The sequence below is a fragment of the Vibrio gazogenes genome, assembly GCF_002196515.1.
In the GTDB taxonomy this organism is placed as follows: domain Bacteria; phylum Pseudomonadota; class Gammaproteobacteria; order Enterobacterales; family Vibrionaceae; genus Vibrio; species Vibrio gazogenes_A.
Window position 1 is genome coordinate 2,257,220 of record NZ_CP018835.1, and the last position, 25,509, is coordinate 2,282,728.

Consider the following 25,509-nt stretch of genomic DNA (forward strand, 5'->3'; position numbering starts at 1 on the left):
TAAATAAAAAGGGCTGCCGAATCGGCAGCCCTTTTTGATCGCACGTGAGTATCGTTTAGATCATGAAAATGAATACGATAGCGAGCGCTGAAATGATCGCTGCAATACCATAGCAGGCGATTTTACCCATCACACCAGTATGGATTTTCAGGTCATGCATGCCATGATGGACACGGTGCATTGCGTGCCATATCGGAAGTGCAATGGTTGCAATCACAAACAGTGCACCAATGATATTGGTCGCAAAGCCTGAAACACGGTCATAGCTCAGGGCATCTGCATCAAGCATGCCCATTGGTCCCATGATCCCCAGTACAAAAATTGTGATGGGGGTAATCATGGCAAACCAAGTGCCACCGGCACCAAACAGGCTCCACCAGATAGGTTCTTCTGAACGTTTTGGATTTTGGTTAATCACGTGAGCCTCCTTAAACGATGATGAGCACGAAAACAGAAATCACGGCAACAGCAACCCATTGGCTCAGTACGATAATTTTCTTATCGATTAACTTGCCTTTTAGTCGCATCGGTACCACTTGCGGCATCATGCCAAAGAACGTATAGGCATGAAACAAACTGGCGATCAGCGCAATGATATTGATGATGATAACCACTGGGTTCGCCATAAAGTTCAGCCATGACTGCCATGCTTCCGGCCCCTTCACCAGACATCCCAGACCGACAGTGAGGAAGAGGGTAAACACGATTAACGGCAGAACCGTTGCCTCACGGACCATATAAAAGCGATAGAACGGATTGCTTTTCCACCATGTCCGTTTCACTTCTCTTACATAGGGCTTACGATTACTCATCTCTTTTATGCCTCCTGAGGTTTCAACATCGCAATGACAAAGTCCATGGACGACGTCACTTTACCTTGGTTGACCGCCGCTGCCGGATCGACACTCTTCGGACAGACTTCAGAGCAATAACCGACAAAGGTACAACCCCAGGCCCCGTTTTCACCATTGATCAGTTTCATCCGCTCGGCCTGACCATGGTCACGGCTGTCGAGGTTATAACGATGCGCTAGTGTCAGTGCAGCCGGACCGATAAATTCCGGATTGAGGCCGAACTGCGGACAAGCGGCATAACACAAACCACAGTTGATACAGCCGGCAAACTGTTTATATTTTGCCATTTGCTCAGGGGTTTGCAGGTTGGTGCCGTCTTCCGGTTTACGATCATTACCGATGATATAAGGTTTAATGGCTTCCAGACGCTCGATGAACGGTGTCATATCGACAATCAGATCTTTTTCGATCGGGAAGTTTGCCAATGGCTCGATCTTCACGCCGTTCGGGTAGTCGCGCAGAAAACTCTTACAGGCGAGTTTCGGTACGCCGTTGACCATCACGCCACAAGAGCCACAAATCGCCATCCGACAAGACCAACGATAAGAGAGGTTCTTGTCCAGATGATCTTTCACATATGAAATGGCGTCGAGGATCGACATGGTTTCATTGAAAGGGACTTCAAAAGACTGTAAGTAAGGCTCAGCATCTTTTTCCGGGTCATAACGCAGAATGTCCACTTTTTGAATACGTTGGGTGACCATGATTATTTCTCCTCTGCGCGCTGTTTGGCTTCTTCGGCTGCGGCGGCTTGCTCAGCAGCGGCACCGTAAAGACGAGCTTTCGGTTGTGACTTGGTGATGGTGACATCACTGTAGTCAATCCGCGGCGCTGCATCTTTTTGATAGAATGCCAGAGAGTGTTTGAGGTAGTTCACATCGTCACGATCGGTACAACCTTCATCGAGACGTTGGTGCGCACCACGGGACTCTTTACGGAGAATCGCGGAGTGAACCATTGCTTCGGCAACTTCCAGACTATGTCCGATTTCAATCGCGTACAGTAGGTCAGTGTTAAAGACTTTGCCTTTGTCTTTGATGCTGATTTTCTTATAGCGTTCTTTCAGTTCAGCCAGTTTATCAACGGTCTGTTGCATCAGATCTTCCTGACGATAGATCCCACATCCGGCTTCCATGGCGTTACCCATTTCAGTGCGGATATCGGCCCAGTTCTCATCGCCTTCCTGATCCATCAGAGATTGAAGGTGTTGTTCAACCGCTTTGACCTGTGCTTCAATGGCTTGATCATTCCAGCCTTTGAATGCCTCAACTCGTTTGACAGCGTGTTCACCGGCAACACGACCAAATACAACTAATTCAGCCAGTGAGTTCGAGCCGAGACGGTTCGCACCGTGCAGACCAACAGAAGAACATTCACCGACAGCAAATAAGCCTTGGATCCGCGTTTCACATTGACCATTGGTTTCAATCCCACCCATGGTGTAGTGCACCGTCGGACGGATTGGGATGGGCTCTTTGACTGGATCGACGTTCACATAAGCTTTTGCCAGCTCACAAATAAATGGCAGACGCTCATGCAGATATTCCGCTCCCAGATGACGCAGATCCAAATGGACGACATCACCAAGTGGGTGCTCAATTGTGTTGCCTTTTTGCTGCTCGTGCCAGAAAGCCTGAGAAACTTTGTCACGCGGACCGAGTTCCATATATTTGTTTTTCGGTTGGCCGACAGGGGTTTCTGGTCCCATACCGTAATCTTGCAGGTAACGGTAGCCATTTTTATTGACGATAATACCGCCTTCACCCCGACACCCTTCAGTCATCAGGATCCCGGTTCCAGGCAGACCGGTTGGATGGTATTGAACAAATTCCATATCGCGAAGAGGCACACCGTGACGATAGGCCATTCCCATACCATCACCGGTTACAATGCCACCATTGGTATTACATTGATAAACACGGCCTGCACCACCGGTCGCCAGAACGACTGATTTTGCTTTAATCGTGACCAGTTCACCTTCTGCCATATGAATGGCAATCAAACCTTGTACCTGACCGTCGTCCACCAACAGGTCAACCACGAAGTATTCGTCAAAGCGTTTGATTTGTGGATATTTCATGGATGTTTGGAACAGGGTATGCAGCATATGAAAGCCAGTTTTATCTGCGGCAAACCAAGTTCTCTCAACTTTCATACCACCGAAACGGCGGACGTTGACTTCACCATTTTCTTTCCGGCTCCAGGGGCAGCCCCATTGCTCCATCTGGATCATTTCCCGGGTTGAGTTTTCGACAAAATACTCCACGACATCCTGTTCACAAAGCCAGTCCCCACCACCGACAGTGTCGTTGAAATGGTTATCTAAGCTATCCTCATCCTTGATAACTGCTGCGGAGCCTCCTTCTGCGGCAACCGTATGTGAGCGCATAGGATATACTTTTGAAATCAGAGCCACCTGTAAATCAGGGTTGGCTTCTGCGGCAGCAATCGCAGTACGAAGACCAGCGCCACCAGCGCCGATGACCGCGATATCTGTGGTAAGTGTTTGCACAGTTATCCTCCAGTGAGTGATTTGCGGGAATCCCGCTTATTATCTAAAAACATACTGCTTTTAGGGTTTTTCTAGTCTAATTGAAGTCATATGCTGAAAAAATTGATTTCGTTAGGTTTTTAATCGAATATCATGCTTTATCAGCGATATAATTATTCCATGTGTGATTGCTTTCACGTTTTAGATTTTATTGTGTAAGGACCCCAATTTTTCATGTCGAGTCACCAACCCTGGAAACCAACGATTTCAATGTTTCACCTGCGTGAGCGTTCTCGATTTATGAATGCTATCCGGCATTTTTTGACCGAAAGAGGCGTTTTGGAAGTAGAAACGCCCTCAATGAGCCTTGCGACCGTAACTGATGTTCATTTACAAACCTTCAAAAGTCAGTTTTTCGGACCTGATTTTGCCTCTGGTCGAGCGGTGTATCTTATGACCAGTCCTGAGTTTCATATGAAGCGTCTGCTTGCCGCCGGTTCCGGTTCGATTTTCCAGCTTTGTAAAGCATTCAGAAATGAAGAGAGCGGTCGCCATCACAATCCTGAATTTACTCTACTGGAATGGTATCGAGTCGGCTTTGATCATCATCAGTTGATGGATGAAATGGATGATTTACTGCAAGGCATACTGATGTGTCCACCTGCACAACGCATTACTTATCAGCAAGCCTTTTCCAAGCATGTCGGTGTCTGCCCTTTATCGTGCGAGATGGATGAATTGCGAATGAAAGCTCAGCATTTTGGATTTGCTGATATTGCTGAACATGAGCAAGATCGGGATACACTTTTACAACTACTGTTTAGTATGGTGGTGGAACCGGCGATTGGTCAGACGGCTCCGGTGTTTGTTTACGATTTCCCGGCCTCGCAGGCAGCGCTTGCGCGAGTGAGTCCAGAGGATCATCGGGTTGCTGAGCGGTTTGAAGTTTATTTTAAAGGCATTGAATTAGCGAATGGTTTCCATGAACTCGATGATCCACAAGAACAACTGCGCCGTTTTGAAGCTGATAATGAGAAAAGGTTACAAATGGGGTTGGAACAACAACCGATTGATTATCATTTGATTCAGGCACTTGAGGCAGGTTTGCCGCATTGCGCCGGCGTTGCTTTGGGTATTGATCGGTTAGTGATGCTGGCTCTCGGACAGGCTCATATACAGGATGTGATCGCATTTCCTTTTCCGAATGCTTAAAACGTGTCGTGACATCGTCAGCATTAAGGCGCTGGTTATGTTGTTAAAGCTGATTCGCGGGAGTCATTCTCTGTGTGCAAAGTTTGCCGCTCTTTCGGTTTATGATGTGAATCACTCGCGTCTTCGGAATAACATCGTTATACTCCCAATCTGTTTTTGAACTGCAATATAAGAGACAGGACATGCAGGAGTATATTGAGTTTTTCCAGCAGAATATGATTCTTTCGCTGGCGTGGGTAGGTATCTTAGTTGCACTTATCCTGAATATTTTTAAATCATCCACAGCTAAATATCAGACGATTTCGGTGAACGAATTAACGCATCTGATCAATAAAGAAGATGGTGTCGTGGTTGATCTCCGTTCTAATGAAGAGTTCAGACAAGGACATATCACCGAGTCGGTGAACTTGTTACCTTCAGAAATTAAGTCCGGATCTTATGGTTCCCTTGAAAACCGTAAATCTACCCCCATCATTGTCGTATGTAAAACTGGACAAACTGCACAGGAGAGTGCCACGTTGTTGGCCAAAGCTGGTTTTGAAAAGGTTAGTCTATTGAAAAATGGTCTTGTTGCCTGGAATGAAGCCAATCTTCCTCTTGTTCGTGGTAAAAAATAGTACAATCCTCAAGGAACGAAATTCTTTGGTGATTATGAATCAATAAGGAAAATATCATGTCTGAAGCAGCGCAACAGCAAGAACCTCAGCAGAACTTTGCCATCCAGCGCATCTATCTAAAAGATGTCTCTTTTGAAGCTCCTAACTCTCCGGTTATTTTTCAGAAAGACTGGAATCCAAACGTCAATCTGGATCTCGATACGCAAAACAGAGAGCTGGGTGACGGTATCTATGAAGTCATTTTACGTCTGACTGTGACCGTTAAAAATGAAGATGAAACTGCATTTTTATGTGAAGTTCAGCAAGCGGGGATTTTCTCTGCCGAGCAAATGGAACCGGGACAACTGGCGCATTGTTTAGGTGCATTTTGTCCGAATATTCTTTTCCCTTATGCGCGTGAAACCATTTCTAGTCTGGTTGTGAAAGGAACATTCCCACAACTGAATCTGGCACCAGTTAATTTTGATGCGTTGTTTATGAACTATTTACAGCAGCAAGCATCTGAGGAAGCTCAGCCAGAAAATGCTTCTTAAGGGTGTCGTTTGACCCGTTAGCCGTATTTTGGTAACGACCTGATAAAAATGCACACGACATCAGTAAGGTGTTATGTGCATTTTTTGTATATCTTTTGTATAACATCAACATCAATAGTGCATGTTGAACTGAATGGACAGAATATTGTGACTTCACATACCGATTTGATTACCCGGAACTCAATCGCGATGACTGTCATTGGCGCGGGTTCTTATGGAACGTCTCTGGCCATATCTCTGGCCCGGAATGGCGCGAATATTTTAATCTGGGGACACGATCCGCAACATATGCAGCAATTGGAATCGGATCGGGAAAACCGCGCCTTTTTACCGGATATTCCTTTCCCTGAAACATTAATTGTGACTTCAGATTTAAAAGCTGCCGTTCAGGCATCACGGGATTTATTGATTGTTGTTCCCAGCCATGTTTTTGGTGAAGTCCTGCAACGGATTCAGCCATACCTCAGAGCTGATAGCCGTATCTGTTGGGCGACCAAAGGGTTAGAGCCTGAAACCGGACGCCTGTTACAAGATGTGGCGCATGATATTGTTGGTGACCAGCACGCTTTAGCCGTGATTTCGGGACCGACATTTGCCAAAGAGCTGGCGATGGGAATGCCAACCGCGATATCAGTTGCTTCTGCCGACAGTCAGTTTGTTGCCGATTTACAAGACCAGATTCACTGCAGTAAGACATTTCGTGTTTATGCCAATTCCGACTTCACCGGATTGCAACTCGGTGGTGCCGTGAAGAATGTGATTGCGATTGGTGCTGGTATTTCTGACGGAATGGGATTTGGTGCGAATGCCCGAACCGCATTGATAACCCGTGGTCTGGCAGAAATGAGCCGATTAGGGGTTACGCTAGGGGCTGCACCGGAGACCTTTATGGGCATGGCTGGATTAGGTGATCTAGTGTTAACCTGTACCGATAATCAGTCGAGAAACCGGCGCTTTGGTTTAGCGCTTGGGCAAGGGCAATCAGTGAATACGGCACAGCAAGAGATTGGTCAGGTGGTTGAAGGTTATCGTAACACCAAAGAAGTTTGGTTATTGGCCCAGCGTATGGGCGTCGAAATGCCGATTGTCGATCAGATTTATCAGGTCCTTTATCAAGGAAAAGATGCCCGAATCGCTGCGAGAGATTTACTCTCAAGAGATAAGAAAGCGGAGCATTAAGCCAGCTTAAAAGGCCGTGACGCTGAAATCAATACAGAACAGAGAACTCAGATAATGAAGCAATGTGCAAAACATAAGGTTGTGTGGCAAACCATTGTTCAAGAAGCCCGGGAGATGACGGAACAAGAACCGATGCTGGCGAGTTTCTATCATGCGACGATCATTAAACATGATAGCTTGTCTGCCGCTCTGAGTTATATTCTGGCGAATAAACTACATACGATTTCGATGCCGGCAATGGCTGTCAGAGAAGTTGTTGAAGAGGCTTTTCAGTCAGACCCGGGTATTACAGAATCAGCAGCTTGTGATATTTGTGCGACAGTAACGCGTGACCCTGCCGTCGATAAATATTCAATTCCTTTGCTCTATCTGAAAGGCTTCCATGCTTTGCAAGGGTATCGAGTGGCTAATTGGCTCTGGAAACAAGGCCGGACAACACTGGCTGGTTACCTACAACATCAAATTTCAGTCGCTTGTCAGGTTGATATCCATCCCGCTGCTCGAATTGGGCGGGCGATCATGTTGGACCACGCGACTGGTATCGTGATTGGTGAGACTGCTGTTGTTGAAAATGATGTCTCGATTCTACAGGATGTGACGCTTGGCGGAACCGGGAAAGAGTGTGGTGATCGACATCCGAAAATTCGCGAAGGGGTGATGATTGGCGCTGGCGCCAAAATTTTGGGCAACATCGACATCGGTAAAGGCGCCAAGATTGGTTCTGGTTCTGTGGTTTTACAAGCGGTGCCTCCGCATACCACTGTTGCCGGTGTTCCCGCAAAAATTGTCGGACGGCCGCAAACTGACATGCCATCTCTGGATATGGACCAGCAGTTCAATGGTCATTCGCAGATGTTTGTTGGCGGGGATGGTATCTAGCAAGATCATCCCCAAAAGATAAACTGGCGGTATCAAAGGGAATGCCATGTACCTGACGCTGTCAACGTTGATGTCCACATATCAGATAAAACGACAAGGGATGCCACTGGCATCCCTTGTCACTGTCAACGAGTATCGCTGTTAACGTATTAAGCGAGTTCGTTTAATGTTTCCAGTGTTTCTTCTGCCCAATCAAGCCAAGCTTGGCGAGCCAGAAGATTACGGCGAAGCGTTAAACGCTCTAGTTTTTGCTGTTTATCCAGAGAGGCTGGGTTCGCATAGTAAGCGGCTTCAACTTCCTGATAATGCGCAACAAACTTCTTCGATTCTTCGATCAGCTCAACCAGCTGTTCACGGTAAGGTTTCTCATCTTGTACAGAGCAAGCCATCAGCTTGGCACTGAACTCATCGCGAACCGTCGGGTGTGCCGTTGGTTGATCAAACCATTGACTCAGAGCTTGGCGTCCGGCATCCGTAATCGAATAAACTTTACGATCCGGTTTACCTTCCTGAGGTTCCAATACGCAAGTGACAAGTCCCTGCTGACCCATTTTATTTAGTTCGCGATAAACTTGTTGGTGACTTGCTTTCCAAAAGTAACCGATACTTGAAGAGAACTCTTTTGTAATATCGTATCCCGTCGCATCGCGTGTACTTAAAACAGTAAGAATAACGTGTGGTAATGACATGTCTTTAATCCAAATGGTTAATTAACACAATGGGTTTGGATATTGCTGAGCTTTCTATGGCCCAATCTTAAATTCATCCAAACAATCACCGGCCTAAAATTAGTTGCCGGATATGTCACCTTAAAAGCCGTTCATCACCTAATTGTTAGTATAGTAAATTAATGTAACTTACTGACACTGACTGCAACGTCGTTATTTTATGGAAATGTTGCAGCGGTTGAATATTATATCTAATAATAAGCAAAGAGTAGAATAAACGTGTGGAAAAATGCAAAAAAACTGATAAAAAGCTCAATTGATGGTTTTGTCAGAATAAAAGGCCGCACAAGTGCGACCTTTTGGGTTTTTTTCAGAATAATATTTTGATGCGTTACCCAGTGTTACGCATACCTGCTGCAATGCCAGCAATGGTGACCATCAATGCTTCTTCGAGTTCAGTGGGTGGTGCATCATATTGGCGTGTTCTGTAGAGCAATTCAGCCTGAAGCATATTCAACGGTTCCACATAGATATTTCGAAGGCGAATGGATTCTTGCCCCCACGGGTCGCTCTGCATCAGGTTTTCGTTGTTCTCGACATTCAGGACGGTTTGAATATCTTCTTGCAGTTGTGTCCGCAGTTGTTGCCCCAGCTTCCTCAGATGCTCATCGACAAGGCGTTCATCGTAGTACTGGGCAATCTCCAGATTACATTTTGAATATACCATCTCTAGCATTCCCAAGCGGGTTGAGAAAAATGGCCATTCACGACACATCTCTTCCAGAAGCGCCTGATGTCCTTTATCAATCGAATATTGAATCGCTTCCCCTGCACCGAGCCAAGCCGGTAATACCAGACGATTTTGACTCCAGGAGAAAATCCATGGAATGGCACGGAGACTTTCAACACCGCCATTTGGATTCCGTTTAGCAGGACGAGAGCCCAATGGTAGTTTGCCTAATTCCAGTTCGGGTGTCGCTTGTCGGAAATAGGGCACGAAGTCAGGCTCGCCACGGACAACTTTCCGGTAGGCTTCACACGAGACTTCAGATAAAACTTCCATCAAGTCACGCCATTCCTGTTTTGGTTCCGGAGGCGGCAATAAATTTGCTTCCAGAATCGCACTGGCATAAAGGTTGAAACTGTTGATTGCGACGTCTGGCAAGCCTAATTTGAAGCGAATCATCTCGCCCTGTTCTGTGACGCGCAGACCACCTTTCAAACTCTTCGGTGGTTGTGATAGTAATGCTGCATGGGCCGGTGCACCACCACGTCCTAATGTCCCCCCGCGGCCATGGAACAAGGTCAGTTCGATACCTTCTTCTTCACTGACCTTCACTAAAGATTCCATCGCACTGTACTGTGCCCAACCTGCGGCCATAACACCGGCATCTTTGGCGGAATCTGAATATCCGATCATCACCATCTGATGATTCTGGATAAAGCCCCGATAGATATCGATCCCCATCAACTGACGGATGACGGACTCTGAACGATTGAGGTCGTCTAAAGTTTCGAACAATGGACACACATCCATACGGTAAGGGCAACCGGCTTCCTGAAGTAGCAAATGAACCGCAAGTACATCAGAGGCAGTTCTCGCCATTGAAATCACGTAGGCACCAAATGCTTCTTTCGGGTTTGCAGCGATGATCCGGCAAGTATCGAGCACTTCCTGAACGGGTTCTGATGGTTCCCAGTCCCGGGGAATCAGTGGGCGTTTAGAACTTAATTCATTGGTGAGGAACGCAACTTTATCCTGTTCGCTCCATTGTTCATAATCGCCTAAGCCCAAATAACGAGTCAGTTCAGACAATACATCTGAATGGCGGGTACTTTCCTGACGAATGTCGAGGCGCACGAGATGAACACCAAATGCTTTAATACGGCGCAGCGTATCTAACAGGGAACCATCGGCAATTGAGCCCATACCACATTCATGTAATGACAGATAACAGGCGTACAGTGGTTCCCACAGTTGACTGACATTTTTCAGAGGTGCTTTTACCAGCAGTTGTTGGCCCTGAATCTTTTCACCGAGAATGTCGATTGTTTCGGTCAACAACTGGCGAATATCTTTCAGGATAGCGCGGTAAGGTTCGTGTTCTTCTTCACCTGCGAGGCTGCGAACTTGATCGTTACACTTGGTCATCGACAGTTCGCTGATCAGTTCATTGACATCTCGCAGATACAAATCAGCCGCTTTCCAACGGGAAAGTAATAACACTTCACGGGTGATTTTGTGTGTGACGAATGGGTTGCCGTCTCGGTCTCCCCCCATCCAGGAAGAGAAGTGGACGGGACGGGCATCTATCGGGAGCCCTTCTCCCAAGTAATCTTCGAGCCGGTCGTCCAGTTCACGCAGAAATTCAGGTACGGCTTCCCAGAGTGAATTCTCAACGACTGCGAATCCCCATTTGGCTTCATCCATCGGGGTCGGACGTTGTTTACGAATCACATCCGAGTGCCAGAATTGGGCGATCAACTGTTCGAGACGACGTTCTGCTTTGTTGCGTTCTTTGGGAGCCAGTTCACTGAGTTCCAGACTCGACAGACACTGATTAATTTTGACCAGCTTGTTGATCATGGTGCGGCGGGTAATTTCCGTCGGGTGAGCGGTCAGTACCAGTTCGATGTTCAAATCACGAATCGCTTGCGCGGTGTCCAGCCGACTGACCTTCTTTTCGGTCAGTTTATTAAAGAGTCCGCTGATCGCGTCAGGCGTGCAAATATGAGCGTCACAGTGGCGAGAAATCGTATGATATTGTTCGGCAATATTCGTTAAATTCAAAAACTGGTTAAATGCCCGGGCGACCGGGGCAATTTGATCATCAGATAGGCTTTTGATCTCTTCGACCAAGGTGTCCCGATCAGATGGGTGACCGTCTTTGAGGGATTTCGAGAGTTTCCGTATCGTCTCTACTTTTTCTAAAATAACGCTGCCATCGGCATCGAGAATTGTCTTGCCGAGCAATCTCCCGAGCATGCTTACGTTACTTTTTAGCGCTGCATATTTTTCGTTCATTGTCATCCTGCCTTGAAAAAAAACTACATCCAATGTTCTTGTTTGATCTTGCTATATCGTGGATTTTCTCCGGTCAAACTCCATATAGAGTAACAATATTCTGTTTGTTGTCTATACGAATAGATTAAATAATAAATGGAATTTAAGCGTTTTTTGTTGAAAGTTTCTTTCAGAATGGCCTAAACGGTTAACTCTGTTTCAGGCCATTTATGTGCTTCAATATGCGACCGATGTCAAAGCAATGTTGATGGCATCATGCATGCGATACATTGCGATCAGTCCGCATTGTTATCCGGTTCAAAAACAATATTTGTAAATCGATTTGGTCAGTAAATCAATCGTCGGATCAATGTACTCAAAAGCAAGAAATTCATCTGGCTGGTGGGCTTGGTCGATTGAGCCCGGACCCATCACGAGCGTTGGACAGAGTTGTTGCAGATAAGGTGCTTCGGTACAGTAGTTGACCGTTTCGGCTTCTCGTCCGCTGAGCTGATGAATTTGTTCGACGAATGGATGATCTTTCTGACACTCATACCCGGGAATTGAATCATGCAATGGTTTCATTTCGATGCGACCAGGCCATTTGGCTTCCAGTTCCTGAAGCGACTCGCGCAGCAGATGATCAAGCCCTTCGAGACTCATCCCCGGGAGCGGTCTGACATCATAGTGCAGTTCACAACAGCCACAGATCCGGTTCGCACTGTCTCCACCATGAATATGACCCAGGTTGAGCGTTGGTGTCGGTACTTCAAACCCCGGATGATGGTAGGTTTTGATCAGCCGTTCCCGGACTTGCATCAGGGTAAATAGGATCTCATGCATGATTTCAATCGCATTCACACCCAATGCCGGATTTGATGAATGCCCTGATTTACCGGTCACACGGATCGCATTGGCAACATGGCCTTTATGCGCATAGACCGGGATAAGGCTGGTAGGTTCACCGATGATACAGTAGTCCGGTTTAAATGGCGCACTCTCGGTAAAATGGCGTGCGCCCATCATGGTGGTTTCTTCATCACAGGTTGCCAGCACATAGAGTGGTTTGGTTTGCTTCTGCCAGTCAACTTTTTGCACCGCTTCTATAATAAAGGCAAAGAATCCTTTCATATCTGCGGTACCCAGCCCGTAAAAACGCTGGTTTGATTCAGTCAGTTCATGAGGATTGAAATTCCACTGACCTTCATCGAAGGGGACGGTATCACTATGACCAGATAATAGCAGCCCTCCCTCACCATCTCCTTTTTTGGCAATAAGGTTGTGTTTATGAGGTGCAACAGTGTCGATTTGTACGGAGAAACCTAAGGTGCTCAGCCAGTCTGAAAGCTTTGCAATCACGGCTTCATTGCCTTCATCCCAGCTTGGATCTGTCGAGCTAATGGAAGAGGTTGAAATGAGGTCTTGATAAACGGCCTTGAATTTAGGGAATTGCATAGAATCTTTGCTCCTGCTATTGACAGAGTTAGGCTGAGAGGGTAAAAAGCATATTAAATCATTTTTTTTGAATAAAAAACCATAAATAAGCGAAAAACAGCATATTAATAATCATTTTTCGTTTGGTATTTAACCAGGACATGCGTGTTTGAACTGATGTTCAAGTGTTGAATCAAACACCCAACCGTTGCATTAAAAGATAACGCGTTTCACTCAAAGATACAGTCAAAAAAATCGGATGCAGGGATATGTTAAAAACAACCATTATCGGAGCCAGTGGATACACAGGTGCAGAGCTTGCCCTGATGGTCCATCAACATCCTGAGCTAACGCTATCAGGTTTGTATGTTTCAGCCAATAGTGTGGATGCGGGAAAACCCATCGCTCAATTGCATGGACAACTGGCCGGTCGTATTGATATGCCGGTTCAGGCATTGCTCGATCCGGAACAAGTTGCTCAGGAATCGGATGTGGTCTTTTTAGCGACTGCACATGAAGTCAGCCATGACCTTGCGCCAATTTTTCTGGCGCATCAGTGCCAGGTGTTTGACTTATCTGGTGCATACCGTGTTAATCATCCCGATTTTTATACGGATTTCTATGGTTTTGAGCATCAGCATCAGGCCTATTTAGATCAGGCAGCGTATGGTCTGGCGGAGTGGAATCAAGCGGCGATTCAGTCCAGTCAGCTTGTCGCTGTTGCCGGGTGTTATACCACAGCCGCACAACTTGGCATTAAGCCTTTGCTCGTTTCTGAACTGGTGGATACACAGCAGTGGCCGGTGATTAATGCGACGAGTGGTGTATCAGGTGCGGGTCGTAAAGCGACCATGACCAATAGTTTTTGTGAAGTGAGTTTACAGGCTTACGGTGTTTTTACGCATCGTCATCAACCTGAAATTGTTGCTCATTTAGGATGTGATGTGATTTTTACCCCTCATCTGGGTAACTTTAAACGTGGCATTCTGGCAACGATCACCATGAAGCTGAAACCCGGAGTCTCGACAGCAGATGTAACCGCAGCCTTTACACAAGCTTATGCAGATAAGCCTGCGGTACGTTTATGCGGTGAGACCCTGCCTCGATTACAACATGTTGTGAATTCGCCATTCTGCGATATCGGCTGGAAAGTGCAGGGTGAGCATGTGATTGTGATTTCAGCAATCGATAATTTGTTGAAGGGGGCTTCCAGTCAGGCAATGCAGTGTCTGAATATTCACTATGGTTACCCTGAACTGACCGCATTAATCTGAGGAACACATGGAACAATTATCTCATCCGGTTGTAATTAAGCTTGGTGGCGCGGTACTGGGAAGTAGCGAAACACTGGCAAAGCTTTTTGAAACAGTGGCACAGTATCAGCAGCGTCGTCCGATTGTGATTGTTCATGGCGGGGGATATCTCGTCGATGAACTGATGGCTAAGCTTCAATTCGCGACCGTCAAGAAGCATGGCCTTCGCGTGACACCTTATGATCAGATACCGTTTATTACTGGTGCATTAGCCGGTACAGCCAATAAAATGCTGCAAGGCGAAGCGATCAAAAGTGGCTTGAAAGCCGTTGGCTTATGTTTGGGAGATGCTGGGTTGTGTCAGGTCGAAGAACTCGATCCCGCGCTTGGTGCTGTCGGGCGACCATCTGCCGGTGACCCGACCATTGTGAATGCAATCATGCAGGCGGGCGGTGTACCGATTATCAGTTCAATCGGTCTGACCGCCAGCGGACAAATGATGAATGTGAACGCTGATGATGCGGCTGTTGCCGTTGCCAAAACACTGCATGCTGAATTGGTACTGCTTTCCGATGTCAGTGGGGTGTTGGATGAGAACAAACAGTTAATTCCTCAACTGAATGGACAGCAAGCCAATCAGCTCATCGCCGATGGTGTGATCACCGATGGTATGATTGTTAAAGTGAAAGCGGCACTGGAAGCGGCTGATGATTTAGGCCGTGCGATCACGGTTGCCGGTTGGAGAACCCCAGAATTGCTGGCTCATCTGTTTTCTGGTGGCCAACACAGTGTCGGAACAAGTTTTTATCCCACAACAAAATAGTTTCATTCAACAGACTGTTTTGTTTCAATAGATTTTTTACAGAGTAGAAACGCTTGGCGCTGACCGCCATGTGCAGAGCTGAGATATTGGAGAAGAAATTTATGAGTAAGGTTCAAGTTAACAAAGTTGTTGTTGCATACTCTGGCGGTCTGGATACGTCAGTCATTATCCCATGGTTAAAAGAAAACTATGGCTGTGAAGTGGTCGCATTTGTTGCTGATGTTGGTCAAGGTGCCGAGGAACTGGTCGGGATCGAAGAGAAAGCGATTGCTTCCGGTGCATCTGAATGTCACGTCGTTGACCTGAAAGATGAATTTGTTGCGGAATATATCTACCCAAGTCTGAAAACCGGCGCGTACTACGAAGGGAAATATCTGCTGGGTACTTCAATGGCTCGTCCGGTCATTGCCAAGGCTCAGGTTGAAGTGGCACGTAAAGTGGGAGCTGATGCACTCGCGCACGGCTGTACCGGAAAAGGGAATGATCAGGTTCGTTTCGAAGGTGCCTTCTCTGCATTGGCACCGGATCTTCATGTGATTGCGCCATGGCGTGAATGGGATCTGGAAAGCCGTGAAGAGTGTCTCGATTATCTGGCTGAGCGTAATATCCCTTGTGCGGCATCGCTGACAAAAATCTATTCGCGTGATGCAAACGCATGGCACATCTCGACTGAAGGTGGTGTTCTGGAAAGCACTTGGAATGCACCGAATGATGATTGCTGGGCATGGACCGTTGATCCGAAAAAAGCACCGGATGCAGCGGAAACCGTGACACTGAAAATCGAAAATGGTGAAGTGGTTGCCGTTGATGGTCAAGCCATGTCGCCTTATGAAGTGCTGGTTTGCCTGAATGAGAAAGGTGCTAAGCACGGTGTCGGCCGGATCGATATCGTCGAAAACCGTCTGGTCGGTATGAAATCTCGCGGTTGTTATGAAACTCCGGGAGGCACCATCATGATGGAAGCCCTGCGTTCTGTTGAGCAACTGGTGCTGGATAAAACTGCGTTCGAATTCCGTGAAGAGATTGGTATCAAAGCATCCCATCTGATTTATGATGGTCGTTGGTTTACGCCGTTACGTGAGTCGGTGTTTGCTGCCGCTGAGTCATTGGCAAAAGACGTCAATGGTGATGTCGTGATTGAACTGTACAAAGGTCATGCAACTGCGATTCAGAAGCGCTCTCCAAACAGCCTGTATTCAGAAGAGTTTGCGACCTTTGGTGCCGATGACGTCTATGACCAGAGTCACGCAGGTGGATTTATCCGTCTATACTCTCTGTCAAGTCGCATCAGATCGCTGAATGCAGCAAAACAAAAATAACTAGCAACGTTGGCGTGCAATAAAAAAGGAGGATCCGGACTTTGGTCCGGATCCCTTTTCTCTTTAATAAAGATGTAAATGGCAGGAGAGATGTAATGGCATTATGGGGTGGTCGGTTTACTCAGGCAGCAGATACAAGATTTAAAGACTTCAATGATTCTCTTCGTTTTGACTACCGTCTGGCTGAGCAGGATATTGTCGGTTCAGTGGCTTGGTCGAAAGCATTATTATCCGTCAATGTGCTGACACAAGAAGAGCAACAGAAGTTAGAAGTGGCACTCAACGAGTTAAAAGCCGCTGTGGTTGCAGACCCAGAACAGATTTTGCGTTCAGATGCTGAAGATATCCATTCATGGGTTGAACAGCAGTTGATTGATCGGGTTGGTGATCTGGGCAAAAAATTACATACTGGCCGTTCGAGAAACGATCAGGTGGCGACCGATTTGAAACTATGGTGTCGTGCTCAGGGAGAAGTGTTACTTGATGCGCTACAGCGTTTGCAGCACAAAATGGTTGAGGTTGCCCAAGCCAATCAAACCACAGTATTGCCGGGATATACCCACTTACAACGTGCTCAGCCGGTTACATTTGCACATTGGTGTTTGGCGTATTTGGAGATGTTCGAGCGGGATGGTTCACGTTTGCAAGATGCGCTGCAACGCCTGAATACCTGCCCGTTGGGCTCGGGTGCTTTAGCTGGGACAGCTTATGCGATTGATCGTGAGCAATTGGCCCAGTCACTGGATTTTCAACGTGCAACCCGTAACTCTTTAGACGCCGTCTCCGATCGGGATCATGTCATGGAGTTGATGTCGGTTGCGTCGCTCTCGATGCTGCATTTGTCTCGTCTGGCAGAAGACCTGATCTTCTATAATTCGGGCGAAGCCGGATTTGTTGAACTTGCGGATACCGTGACGTCAGGCTCTTCTCTGATGCCACAGAAGAAAAATCCAGATGCACTGGAATTGATTCGCGGTAAAACGGGGCGTGTTTATGGCGCACTGGCTGGCATGATGATGACGGTCAAGGCGTTGCCGCTGGCATACAATAAAGACATGCAGGAAGACAAAGAAGGCCTGTTTGATGCTTTGGATACTTGGTATGACTGTCTTGAGATGACGGCACTTTGCTTTGAAGGCATTCAGATCAATGGCGAACGGACGTTAGAAGCGGCAAAACAAGGCTATGCGAACGCAACCGAGCTGGCGGATTATCTTGTTGCGAAAGGAATTCCATTCCGTGAAGCACACCATATTGTCGGTGTCGCTGTTGTGGGGGCGATTGCCAAAGGCTGTGCGCTGGAAGAGTTGTCTCTGGATGAGCTCCGGGAGTTTTCTTCCGTGATTGATGAGGATGTCTACGGGACGCTGACGATTGATTCTTGCCTGAAACAGCGTTGTGCTTTAGGTGGTGTTTCGCCAAAGCAAGTGGCTCATGCCGTTGAGCAGGCGCAACAACGTTTGAGTGATAAGGATTAAAAATTACGGTTCTTGTCAGTGATTTGAGCTGATATCGGATGTGAACGGCTCATCAAATCAGCTTTGGTGAGCTGCCGCGAACGAATGATCAAAAAAGATCGATTTTTTTTGGAACCAATTAAAAAAGGCAGGGTCTACCTTTATACCACTGCTTTTTCTTAGATGAATCTAAGAGGCCCCGAGACTGATTTTGGTCTTGGGGCTTTTTCTTTCCGGCAGATTTTCTTTCTGATCGATTTGGTTGCCGGGAAGACGGTTATCTTATCAATGATAAGCGCTTGTCCATTGATGTTTGGCTTAATGCGGTTTGCTTTTGCGCAATGGCAGAATGACAAACTTCATCCACAAGTGAAGACTGAGCAACAGATGGACCGCCAGCCCAAAGCCGATCAGCGCTATTCCTTCAACCGATTTGATGTGGTGCATGCCCCAGAGTAGCCAGATCCCCCAGAATAAAAGACAGAGCACGCTTAACTGATTCATACAGCGCTGACAGCGACCTATCTTTTTCCAGAACCAGCTTGATTCACAGTTGTTACACGTCATCGAAAGCGTTTATTGAGCTAATAAAATGCAAGCGTAGGTGAGGATATGGGGGGAATCAAGTAAAAAATTACTCTGGTTCGCTTTCTTGGGGGAAGAAGAAAACCAGAGTCGAAATGAATTATTGTCGATTCAAACGGCAGTAATTCACCGAAACAGAGCCAACGTTATGGACAGTAACCTTGACTCAACTCCCGAGATAAAGCGAGTGAATACAAGCAAAATTCAGGCAGTTTGGATATTCATTTAGTAGCATATATTTTTATTGTGATTGGCTTTGCGTCAGGCCTCCGGGTGACCCAGAGGCCTGTATTTTAGTTTGTGGCTGATTCACGGAAGTAGATATCCAGCTCTTCACTGCCGCCAATATGTCGACCACCAATGTAGACTTGAGGCACAGTTGAGCGACCGGTAATCGCACGCAGGCTGACCGTCGTTGCATCTTTGCCTAAAACGACCTCTTCATATTGCATTCCTTGGTCGATCAGGGTCTGTTTCGCTTTGGCACAGAATGGGCAGCCCGGTTTGGTAAAGATAGTGATCGATTCTTGAAGCTGATGTCCCGGAGAAATATGTTTCAACATGGTATCAGCATCGGAAACTTTGAATGGGTCACCGGGTTCATTCGGTTCAATAAACATCTCTTCAACGATGCCATCTTTGACCAGCATACTGTAACGCCATGAGCGTTGACCAAAACCAAGATCGTGTTTATTGACTAACATGCCCATACCATCGGTAAATTCACCATTACCGTCAGGAATGAAGGTAATGTTGTCGGCTTCCTGATCGTGTTTCCATGCATTCATAACGAATGTATCGTTGACCGAAACACACAAGATTTCATCAACACCATGTTCTTGAAAGACAGAAAACAGCTCGTTGTATCGTGGTAAATGACTTGAAGAACATGTTGGTGTAAATGCTCCGGGAAGACTAAACACAATGACTGTTTTTCCTTTGAATAATTCATCAGTGGTTACATTGACCCACTGATCCCCCTGGCGTGTCGGAAAGGTGACTTGTGGAACGGGTTGGCCTTTTTTAGATGTCAACATACTGGGTGTCCTTTTAAGTTCAAATGTATTTTCGAATTTATAATCAAGTGTCTGGCACTTGTTCTTGTTTTGATGTGTTCATTATTCAAAAAAACCTTTGATAGCTCTAATCGTTTAATGCTATGGTTTTGATAGATACAATCTATTGGGGGATGGAATGAATATCCGAGATTTTGAATACTTGGTCTCTTTAGCTGAGCACCGTCATTTTCGTAAAGCGGCTGAAGCGTGTTTTGTCAGTCAGCCGACACTCAGTGGTCAGATTCGTAAACTGGAAGATGAACTGGGAACGGTATTGTTAGAGCGGAGCAGCCGTCGGGTGCTTTTTACTGACGCCGGATTACAGTTAGTTGAACAGGCAAAAAATATTCTGAAAGAGATTAAAACATTCAAAGATATGGCAAGCGGACAAGGGGATGAGATGAGTGGCCCGATGCATATCGGCTTTATCCCGACGGTTGGTCCTTATTTACTGCCTCGTATTGTCCCGTCTCTGAAAACGAATTTTCCTGATTTAGAATTATATTTACATGAAGCTCAGACAAGCCAGTTAGTCCGACAGTTGGAAGATGGTAAGTTGGACTGCCTTGTACTGGCAGCGGTTGAAGAAACGAAGCCATTTAAAGAAATTGAGCTCTACAATGAACCGATGAGCCTTGCTGTGCCTGCTGACCATCCTTGGGCAAAGAGTGAGCAATTGGATATGTCTAATCTCAAAGGACAAACTGTACTGATGTTGGGCGACGGACATTGCTTACGTGATCAGGCGTTGGGATTTTGTTTTGCGGCCGGTGCAAAAGATGATGAACGCTTTAAGGCAACCAGCTTAGAAACATTACGCAATATGGTAGCGGCTGGTGGCGGCATGACATTACTGCCGGAGCTCTCTTTACCCGGGTGCCGAGAAAAAGATGGTGTCTGCTATCTGAAAGCATTTAATCCCGTACCAAGTCGAACCTTAGTGTTGGTCTATCGACCCGGTTCGCCGCTCAGACAACGGTTTGAGACTCTGGCAGCTGTGATTCGTCAACGGCTTAGTGAACTGAGCTGATATTGAATTAAGAGAAAATAATCAAATAAAAAGCGGAGGTGACTCCGCTTTTTTGGTGATTGAGCACTTGAGAAAACCACTTTTCATGTCAAAGCGGTCTCTCTGTCACACTAAAACAACTCTTCACCACCATTGGGTGATGAGTACAGGCTATTTGTAACCGAATCCTGCACATATTCTTTTGGTTCAGTCCCCTGAATAAAGTATTCGAACATCGCACTGCCATCCGTTTTTGTGGTTAACAGTCCGGTGTCCCGATCAATTCTGACCTGAACAATATGTTTCGGGATGACCTTCTGGTGTGGCGGGACATCATTGAGGGCATGAGCCATGAAATCGATCCAAGCCGGTTCCGCTGTTTTGGCGCCTGATTCGCCACCGCTAATCGGTACATCGTCGAGATTCGGGTTTTTGGTGGTGCGGCCTAAGTCGCGGTTATGATGGTCAAAGCCGACCCAGGCACTGGCAACGATTCCCGGCGCAAAGCCGTTATACCAAGCATCTTTCGAATCGTTGGTTGTCCCGGTTTTTCCACCAATATCCCGGCGTTTGAGTTTTTGAGCGCGCCATCCGGTTCCGTTCCATCCGGTCCCTTCACGCCAGTTTCCGCCACCCCAAATATTGCTATACATCATTTCCCGAACCAAAAATGCATTCTGTTCGGAGATAACGCGTGGAGCATATTGGACGTCTGCCGAATGTTCATTAAAGCGTGGTGTACCAGTGTCGCTGTAAGCATGCTCTTGATGAATCGGAGCTTGGATACCTTGCTCATCGTCTGATTGTTGGGCGCTATAGGGCTGCTCTTGATGTTGTATCTCGTCACTGTCCTGATCGGGACATTGGTCATGACAGACGATTTTCGGTGTTGAGCGATAGACCAGTGTCCCGAAAGGATCTTCAACATGATCAATGTAATAGGCATCAACACTATAACCACCGTTGGCAAATACTGAATAGCCCTGAACCAGTTTCAGCGGGCTCAGGCTACCGGCACCCAGCGCGATGGTTTCTGAATGCGGCAGGTTGTTCAGGTCGAAGCCAAAACGGGTCAGATAGTGCCGGACACGTTCCAGACCGACCGCTCTGAGCACGCGGATTGCCATGACGTTTTTCGACTGGGCTAAACCAATCCGTAGTCGTGTCGGCCCGCGGTAAGACGGCGGCGAGTTTTTAGGGCGCCATGCGGTTCCCTGACTCTGATCCCATTTGTTGATCGGCGCGTCATTGACCAGCGTTGCCAGCGTCAGACCATCCTCGATGGCAGATGAGTATATGAATGGTTTAATCCCCGAGCCAACCTGACGGATGGATTGGGTCACACGGTTAAATTTACTATGAATAAAATTGAAGCCGCCAACCAGCGCAAGTACCGCACCATTTTCAGGGTTCATGGCTACAAAAGCCGTATTCGCATTGGGAACCTGACTGAGATGCCAAATCGGTTGATTTTTATCCTGACTATCATGGCGTTCTCTCACCCAGATTTGTTCACCGGCTGCCATGATTTCGTGGGCGTTTGTCGGTGCATCGCCTTGCCGATCATCGGTAATAAAACGCCGGGCCCATTTCATACCATCCCAAGGAATGGTTTGGGTGCCGTGACTCTTGACCCAAACGGTGGCCGATTGTTGGTCAACATGCGTCACAATGGCAGGGTACATATCATCATAGATAGGCTGCTCTGTGAGGTACTCGTCCATCTGCTCTTGGGTAAAGGCCGGCTGGTCCGCTTTCCACAATACTTTTTGGGCACCTCGATAACCATGACGTTGATCGTAGGCGATCAAGTTATTAATGGCTGATTTGTGTGCGGCATCTTGCAGATCTGATTGGATCGTGGTGGTTACTCTCATCCCTGATGTATAGGCGTTTTCACCATAATGCTCAACCATCCAGGCTCGTGCGAGTTCAGCCACATATGGTGCATTGACCTCAATTTCAGCCACATGATATCGCGCGATCAACGGTTCAGCTTTTGCTGAGTCATATTGCGCCTGCGTTATGTAATGCTCAACCAGCATCCGCATCAGAACAACATTACGGCGGTGAGTTGCCCGGGACAGTGAGTAGATTGGGTTCATGGTCGACGGGGCTTTCGGCAATCCGGCAATCATCGCCATTTCACCAAGCGTGAGGTCTTTGACGTTTTTACCGAAATAGACTTGTGCCGCCGCGCCAACCCCATAAGAACGATAGCCCAGATAAATTTTGTTCAGATACAGTTCAAGGATTTCGTCTTTGGTGAGCAACTGTTCAATGTGAACTGCGATAAAAATCTCTTTTATCTTGCGCATGATTTTCTTCTCATTGGTCAGGAAGAAATTACGGGCAAGTTGTTGGGTAATGGTACTCGCACCTTGAGACGCACTCCCGGAAAGTATCACGGCAAATGCGGCGCGGGTAATACCGATGGGGTCAAATCCATAATGCTCATAAAAGCGGTTATCTTCTGTTGCCAGAAATGCATGGATCAAATCTGGTGGAATCTCACTGAGTTTGAGTGGAATCCGACGCTTTTCTCCAAACTGAGCAATCAGTTTTCCATCTTTACTGAGAACCTGCATCGGTGTTTGAAGCTGAACATCTTTTAAGGTAGCAACATCTGGCAACTCTGGTTTGACATAATAGTAAAACCCAAAAATTGTACTCACCCCTAAAACCATGCAAATCAATGAAAATAAAAATAATCGCTTTATGAACTTCACCGGATAATCCCTGTTTGGTCGGATTGAACGCATGTCATCCGATCTAATTTTCGCTATTTTCTCTAAGAAACTGATCGCTTAACGTTTCATTCAAGATAGACCTGTTGAGAAGAGTCTACACGACTTAAAATATTGGTTGTTAAAAATATAACGCAGCAAACCTGTCGTTCTTTCTTTTTATCATCCCGTCATTTCGGTGCTATCTCAAAATGAACGCTTATTGTACTACCAATCGGCGATTTGAACAGTATTGAACGACTGGAGTCTGTATGAGAAAACGTATCGTAACGGGAATTGATATTCGCCGTCACCGCATTACTACCGTTACTTTGAAACGCCAACATAACATCGTGTCATTACTTGACTGTGAAACACTGTCTGTCCCCGAGGACATTTTCTCTGAGAATGAGGGCATTAATTATCAGAGCATTGTCAATAAACTTGCCGAAATCAGAAAGAGATTACCCTTTTTACAAAATTGTGTTGCGATGTCGATACCTGACCTCGCAGTGATGACCCGAACCGTAGCGCTCTCAATCAGTGATTATGATAAAAGCTTGGCACCGTGGTTAATTGCTCAGGCTTTTTCAGAACAAACCGGCCTCTCTGTTACATCCGTCTATTTAGATTATGTCCCGCTTGAAACGGGCTATCAGGTTTATGCTGCAAAAAAAGAGGTGGTAGAAAGTCGTCTGCAAGCGCTTTGTCGCGCCGGATTAAAACCTGTGTTGATTGATACGGAGAAACAGGCTTTTCTTCAGTTTCTGCTGGAATCAATGTGTCGTGCTCAACGTCAGGGATGGCTACTGATTGATATCGGTGAAGAGATTATTGCGATTGGGTTTATCACCGATGAACTGAGTTTCTATCGTCAGTTTCCCTTTGCTGCACAGGCATTCGATGCAGCGCTGACGCTGGTGTTACAAGAGGTGCAGCGGTTTATCTCATTGCATCCGGCCGCCTTGCTGAACGGGATATGGGTCAATGGTTCACCGAGCATGTATCAGATGTTATCACAGCGTTTATGTCAGCAATTTCAAGGGCCGATAGAGCACTTGGTGGCCGCATCTGTTTTTGAAACATCAAGGTCGATACCTGATCATTGCTCACCTTTTATTCCTTTGGCGGCTGGCAGTGCGTTGCGAGGTTTGATGGCGTTGGAGGCCGGCTATGCTGCATGAACTGAATTTAATGGATTGGCGGCAAAGTCAATTATATCGACGTAAACGGTTTTTGTATGGCATATGGCTTTTCAGCGGGTGCCTGTGGCTGGTGGTACAAAGTATTGTTTGTCTTGAATGGTACAAACACCAAACGTACTGGCAACACTCGGAGCAACAGTTTAACGCACAACTTAACGAACAGCAGCAGCGTCTGGGTGAATGGGAATTGCGACAGCAACATGCGCAGCAGGATCTGCGAAAACTGGCGCATGCAGAACGGTGGATAGCACATAGTCAGCGACCGCAGACACTTATGTCCGTATTGGTCTCGGCCGTTCCCCGCGGCATCTATCTGGAAGAAATCCGTTTGGCAGAACAACAGGTTGTCATTCGCGGATTCAGTCGTCATCCGACAGCGATGAATCATTTTATTCAGCGGCTTAGGCAATCCTCATCGATTGAGCAGTTGGATATTCTGTCCGTCACAGATCAAGCACCCGATTGGGGGCATAAATTCAATACGTTTCAACTGCGTTTAGTGATGACCTCAAGCATCGATGATTCGCTCTCTGCGATAGAGGAAGAGGAGCAGCCTGATGTCTACTGATTCTCTCCGGCGCTGGATGTTGAATGCATCGACGCTGCAACACGTGGGAATCATGGCGGTACTGTTTGTGGTACTCACTGGAGTCAGTTATCTATGGTTCTGGCAAAGCCGATATCAAGTCTTGCGGCAATATCCGACGCATCTGAATGCACTGTCTCAGCAACAGAAGGTGAACGCGCAACAATTGGATGATTTTCACCGACAGCAAGTGGGGTGGGATGCGATTCAGCACAAATTGGTGCGAACGATGACCCGGCTGACACCCGTGCCAGATTCTTCTGCGTGGGTCAAACAAATCGAGCAGGTTGCTGCGCAACAGCATATCCGCCTGCGACACATCGTATGGAAAACACCGCAACAGCTTTATGGCTATGATGCGGATGTTTTTGAGATCAGGTTGAGTGGTCTGTTTCCGGATATTCTGAACTTCATGCGGGCAATTGAGCAGCAGTCCGTTGGTGTGGTGTTTCAACCGATTGACTGGAAAAGAGAGTCACCGTTGCAGCGTGGTATCGAGGTTGTTGCAACCGGATTTCTTTATCAACTGAAAGCAGACCGCAATATAGGTCATCATACAGAAGGACATGATCAACATGAGTCAAAATAGTTATCGGGGTGTGTTATTCGCCATTCGG

At 46.8% G+C, this 25,509-nt stretch carries 22 protein-coding genes and 1 pseudogene; 13 read left to right on the forward strand and 10 right to left on the reverse strand.

Annotated elements, in window-relative coordinates; translation table 11 throughout:
- Positions 1 to 55: 55 nt before the first annotated feature.
- From frdD to frdA, 4 genes are read right to left on the reverse strand one after another with little or no spacing between them, the layout of a single operon-like run.
- Positions 56 to 418 carry a fumarate reductase subunit FrdD gene (gene frdD / locus BSQ33_RS10180; protein ID WP_088134060.1) on the reverse strand — a complete coding sequence of 121 codons (363 nt, stop codon included), beginning with the start codon at positions 416 to 418 and terminating at the stop codon, positions 56 to 58.
- 10 nt (positions 419 to 428) lie between these two features.
- Positions 429 to 812, reverse strand: a complete 384-nt coding sequence (frdC, locus tag BSQ33_RS10185) for a fumarate reductase subunit FrdC (protein ID WP_088134061.1) — start codon at positions 810 to 812, stop codon at positions 429 to 431.
- A 5-nt stretch (positions 813 to 817) separates the two neighbouring features.
- Positions 818 to 1,558 (reverse strand): succinate dehydrogenase/fumarate reductase iron-sulfur subunit, encoded by a 741-nt coding sequence (locus BSQ33_RS10190; protein ID WP_088134062.1) that lies wholly within the window; start codon positions 1,556 to 1,558, stop codon positions 818 to 820.
- A gap of 2 nt (positions 1,559 to 1,560) precedes the next feature.
- Positions 1,561 to 3,366 (reverse strand): fumarate reductase (quinol) flavoprotein subunit, encoded by a 1,806-nt coding sequence (gene frdA, locus BSQ33_RS10195; RefSeq protein ID WP_088134063.1) that lies wholly within the window; start codon positions 3,364 to 3,366, stop codon positions 1,561 to 1,563.
- A gap of 249 nt (positions 3,367 to 3,615) precedes the next feature.
- Between frdA and epmA the strand changes: the two genes are divergently transcribed.
- The 5 genes from epmA (at position 3,616) to cysE (ending at position 7,765) form a co-directional block, all read left to right on the forward strand.
- Positions 3,616 to 4,557 carry an elongation factor P--(R)-beta-lysine ligase gene (epmA, locus tag BSQ33_RS10200; RefSeq protein ID WP_420070631.1) on the forward strand — a complete coding sequence of 314 codons (942 nt, stop codon included), beginning with the start codon at positions 3,616 to 3,618 and terminating at the stop codon, positions 4,555 to 4,557.
- Between the two features lie 182 nt (positions 4,558 to 4,739).
- Positions 4,740 to 5,174: a rhodanese-like domain-containing protein gene (locus tag BSQ33_RS10205; protein WP_021019577.1), complete on the forward strand. Its 435-nt coding sequence runs from the start codon at positions 4,740 to 4,742 to the stop codon at positions 5,172 to 5,174.
- A 56-nt stretch (positions 5,175 to 5,230) separates the two neighbouring features.
- Complete coding sequence (gene secB, locus BSQ33_RS10210; RefSeq protein ID WP_021019578.1) at positions 5,231 to 5,707, forward strand: protein-export chaperone SecB; 477 nt, start codon at positions 5,231 to 5,233, stop codon at positions 5,705 to 5,707.
- Between the two features lie 189 nt (positions 5,708 to 5,896).
- Complete coding sequence (gene gpsA / locus BSQ33_RS10215; RefSeq protein ID WP_051116182.1) at positions 5,897 to 6,886, forward strand: NAD(P)H-dependent glycerol-3-phosphate dehydrogenase; 990 nt, start codon at positions 5,897 to 5,899, stop codon at positions 6,884 to 6,886.
- A 54-nt stretch (positions 6,887 to 6,940) separates the two neighbouring features.
- On the forward strand, positions 6,941 to 7,765 hold the full coding sequence (gene cysE, locus BSQ33_RS10220; protein ID WP_021019580.1) for a serine O-acetyltransferase: 825 nt from the start codon (positions 6,941 to 6,943) through the stop codon (positions 7,763 to 7,765).
- A 149-nt stretch (positions 7,766 to 7,914) separates the two neighbouring features.
- On the opposite strand, the gene BSQ33_RS10225 is transcribed toward cysE, so the two are convergent.
- The 3 genes from BSQ33_RS10225 to argE form a co-directional block, all read right to left on the reverse strand.
- The gene (locus BSQ33_RS10225; RefSeq protein ID WP_021019581.1) at positions 7,915 to 8,454 is read right to left on the reverse strand and encodes a PadR family transcriptional regulator; all 540 of its coding nucleotides are present in this window, start codon (positions 8,452 to 8,454) and stop codon (positions 7,915 to 7,917) included.
- Between the two features lie 370 nt (positions 8,455 to 8,824).
- Positions 8,825 to 11,458, reverse strand: a complete 2,634-nt coding sequence (gene ppc / locus BSQ33_RS10230; RefSeq protein WP_021019582.1) for a phosphoenolpyruvate carboxylase — start codon at positions 11,456 to 11,458, stop codon at positions 8,825 to 8,827.
- A 297-nt stretch (positions 11,459 to 11,755) separates the two neighbouring features.
- On the reverse strand, positions 11,756 to 12,892 hold the full coding sequence (gene argE, locus BSQ33_RS10235) for an acetylornithine deacetylase (RefSeq protein WP_021019583.1): 1,137 nt from the start codon (positions 12,890 to 12,892) through the stop codon (positions 11,756 to 11,758).
- A 248-nt stretch (positions 12,893 to 13,140) separates the two neighbouring features.
- Between argE and argC the strand changes: the two genes are divergently transcribed.
- The 4 genes and pseudogenes from argC to argH all read left to right on the forward strand — a co-directional run.
- Complete coding sequence (gene argC / locus BSQ33_RS10240) at positions 13,141 to 14,145, forward strand: N-acetyl-gamma-glutamyl-phosphate reductase (protein ID WP_021019584.1); 1,005 nt, start codon at positions 13,141 to 13,143, stop codon at positions 14,143 to 14,145.
- Between the two features lie 7 nt (positions 14,146 to 14,152).
- Positions 14,153 to 14,947, forward strand: coding sequence for an acetylglutamate kinase (gene argB, locus BSQ33_RS10245; protein ID WP_088134064.1), 795 nt, complete (start codon positions 14,153 to 14,155; stop codon positions 14,945 to 14,947).
- Between the two features lie 101 nt (positions 14,948 to 15,048).
- Positions 15,049 to 16,266: an argininosuccinate synthase gene (locus BSQ33_RS10250; RefSeq protein WP_088134065.1), complete on the forward strand. Its 1,218-nt coding sequence runs from the start codon at positions 15,049 to 15,051 to the stop codon at positions 16,264 to 16,266.
- 95 nt (positions 16,267 to 16,361) lie between these two features.
- Positions 16,362 to 17,741, forward strand: a pseudogene (argH, locus tag BSQ33_RS10255) (argininosuccinate lyase); the annotation flags it as partial.
- A gap of 300 nt (positions 17,742 to 18,041) precedes the next feature.
- On the opposite strand, the gene BSQ33_RS10260 reads toward argH, so the two are convergent.
- Together BSQ33_RS10260 and BSQ33_RS10270 are read right to left on the reverse strand one after the other, a co-directional pair.
- Complete coding sequence (locus BSQ33_RS10260) at positions 18,042 to 18,290, reverse strand: DUF3624 domain-containing protein (protein ID WP_085049835.1); 249 nt, start codon at positions 18,288 to 18,290, stop codon at positions 18,042 to 18,044.
- 311 nt (positions 18,291 to 18,601) lie between these two features.
- Positions 18,602 to 19,345, reverse strand: coding sequence for a glutathione peroxidase (locus tag BSQ33_RS10270; RefSeq protein WP_021019590.1), 744 nt, complete (start codon positions 19,343 to 19,345; stop codon positions 18,602 to 18,604).
- Positions 19,346 to 19,502: 157 nt separating this feature from the next.
- On the opposite strand from BSQ33_RS10270, the gene oxyR reads away from it, so the two are divergent.
- The gene (oxyR, locus tag BSQ33_RS10275; protein ID WP_021019591.1) at positions 19,503 to 20,396 is read left to right on the forward strand and encodes a DNA-binding transcriptional regulator OxyR; all 894 of its coding nucleotides are present in this window, start codon (positions 19,503 to 19,505) and stop codon (positions 20,394 to 20,396) included.
- A 110-nt stretch (positions 20,397 to 20,506) separates the two neighbouring features.
- Here the strand turns inward: oxyR and BSQ33_RS10280 are convergent, their stop codons facing one another.
- Entirely contained in the window at positions 20,507 to 23,104 is a 2,598-nt protein-coding gene (locus BSQ33_RS10280; RefSeq protein WP_088134067.1) for a penicillin-binding protein 1A, read from the reverse strand.
- A 269-nt stretch (positions 23,105 to 23,373) separates the two neighbouring features.
- On the opposite strand from BSQ33_RS10280, the gene pilM reads away from it, so the two are divergent.
- The 3 genes from pilM to pilO are packed head-to-tail and all read left to right on the forward strand — an operon-like array spanning position 23,374 to position 25,481.
- On the forward strand, positions 23,374 to 24,285 hold the full coding sequence (gene pilM, locus BSQ33_RS10285) for a type IV pilus biogenesis protein PilM (protein ID WP_088134068.1): 912 nt from the start codon (positions 23,374 to 23,376) through the stop codon (positions 24,283 to 24,285).
- The gene (locus BSQ33_RS10290) at positions 24,275 to 24,874 is read left to right on the forward strand and encodes a PilN domain-containing protein (protein WP_088134069.1); all 600 of its coding nucleotides are present in this window, start codon (positions 24,275 to 24,277) and stop codon (positions 24,872 to 24,874) included. The genes pilM and BSQ33_RS10290 overlap by 11 nt, the downstream gene beginning before the upstream one ends.
- On the forward strand, positions 24,864 to 25,481 hold the full coding sequence (gene pilO / locus BSQ33_RS10295; protein WP_088134070.1) for a type 4a pilus biogenesis protein PilO: 618 nt from the start codon (positions 24,864 to 24,866) through the stop codon (positions 25,479 to 25,481). The genes BSQ33_RS10290 and pilO overlap by 11 nt, the downstream gene beginning before the upstream one ends.
- Positions 25,482 to 25,509: the final 28 nt, after the last annotated feature.

Coding starts and splice junctions, on each gene's coding strand:
- frdC (WP_088134061.1), bottom strand. CDS start 812: ATGAGTAATCGTAAGCCCTATGTAAGAGAAGTGAAACGGACATGGTGG.
- BSQ33_RS10190 (WP_088134062.1), bottom strand. CDS start 1,558: ATGGTCACCCAACGTATTCAAAAAGTGGACATTCTGCGTTATGACCCG.
- epmA (WP_420070631.1), top strand. CDS start 3,616: ATGTTTCACCTGCGTGAGCGTTCTCGATTTATGAATGCTATCCGGCAT.
- BSQ33_RS10205 (WP_021019577.1), top strand. CDS start 4,740: ATGCAGGAGTATATTGAGTTTTTCCAGCAGAATATGATTCTTTCGCTG.
- secB (WP_021019578.1), top strand. CDS start 5,231: ATGTCTGAAGCAGCGCAACAGCAAGAACCTCAGCAGAACTTTGCCATC.
- gpsA (WP_051116182.1), top strand. CDS start 5,897: ATGACTGTCATTGGCGCGGGTTCTTATGGAACGTCTCTGGCCATATCT.
- cysE (WP_021019580.1), top strand. CDS start 6,941: ATGAAGCAATGTGCAAAACATAAGGTTGTGTGGCAAACCATTGTTCAA.
- BSQ33_RS10225 (WP_021019581.1), bottom strand. CDS start 8,454: ATGTCATTACCACACGTTATTCTTACTGTTTTAAGTACACGCGATGCG.
- ppc (WP_021019582.1), bottom strand. CDS start 11,458: ATGAACGAAAAATATGCAGCGCTAAAAAGTAACGTAAGCATGCTCGGG.
- argE (WP_021019583.1), bottom strand. CDS start 12,892: ATGCAATTCCCTAAATTCAAGGCCGTTTATCAAGACCTCATTTCAACC.
- argC (WP_021019584.1), top strand. CDS start 13,141: ATGTTAAAAACAACCATTATCGGAGCCAGTGGATACACAGGTGCAGAG.
- argB (WP_088134064.1), top strand. CDS start 14,153: ATGGAACAATTATCTCATCCGGTTGTAATTAAGCTTGGTGGCGCGGTA.
- BSQ33_RS10250 (WP_088134065.1), top strand. CDS start 15,049: ATGAGTAAGGTTCAAGTTAACAAAGTTGTTGTTGCATACTCTGGCGGT.
- BSQ33_RS10260 (WP_085049835.1), bottom strand. CDS start 18,290: ATGACGTGTAACAACTGTGAATCAAGCTGGTTCTGGAAAAAGATAGGT.
- BSQ33_RS10270 (WP_021019590.1), bottom strand. CDS start 19,345: ATGTTGACATCTAAAAAAGGCCAACCCGTTCCACAAGTCACCTTTCCG.
- oxyR (WP_021019591.1), top strand. CDS start 19,503: ATGAATATCCGAGATTTTGAATACTTGGTCTCTTTAGCTGAGCACCGT.
- pilM (WP_088134068.1), top strand. CDS start 23,374: ATGAGAAAACGTATCGTAACGGGAATTGATATTCGCCGTCACCGCATT.
- BSQ33_RS10290 (WP_088134069.1), top strand. CDS start 24,275: ATGCTGCATGAACTGAATTTAATGGATTGGCGGCAAAGTCAATTATAT.
- pilO (WP_088134070.1), top strand. CDS start 24,864: ATGTCTACTGATTCTCTCCGGCGCTGGATGTTGAATGCATCGACGCTG.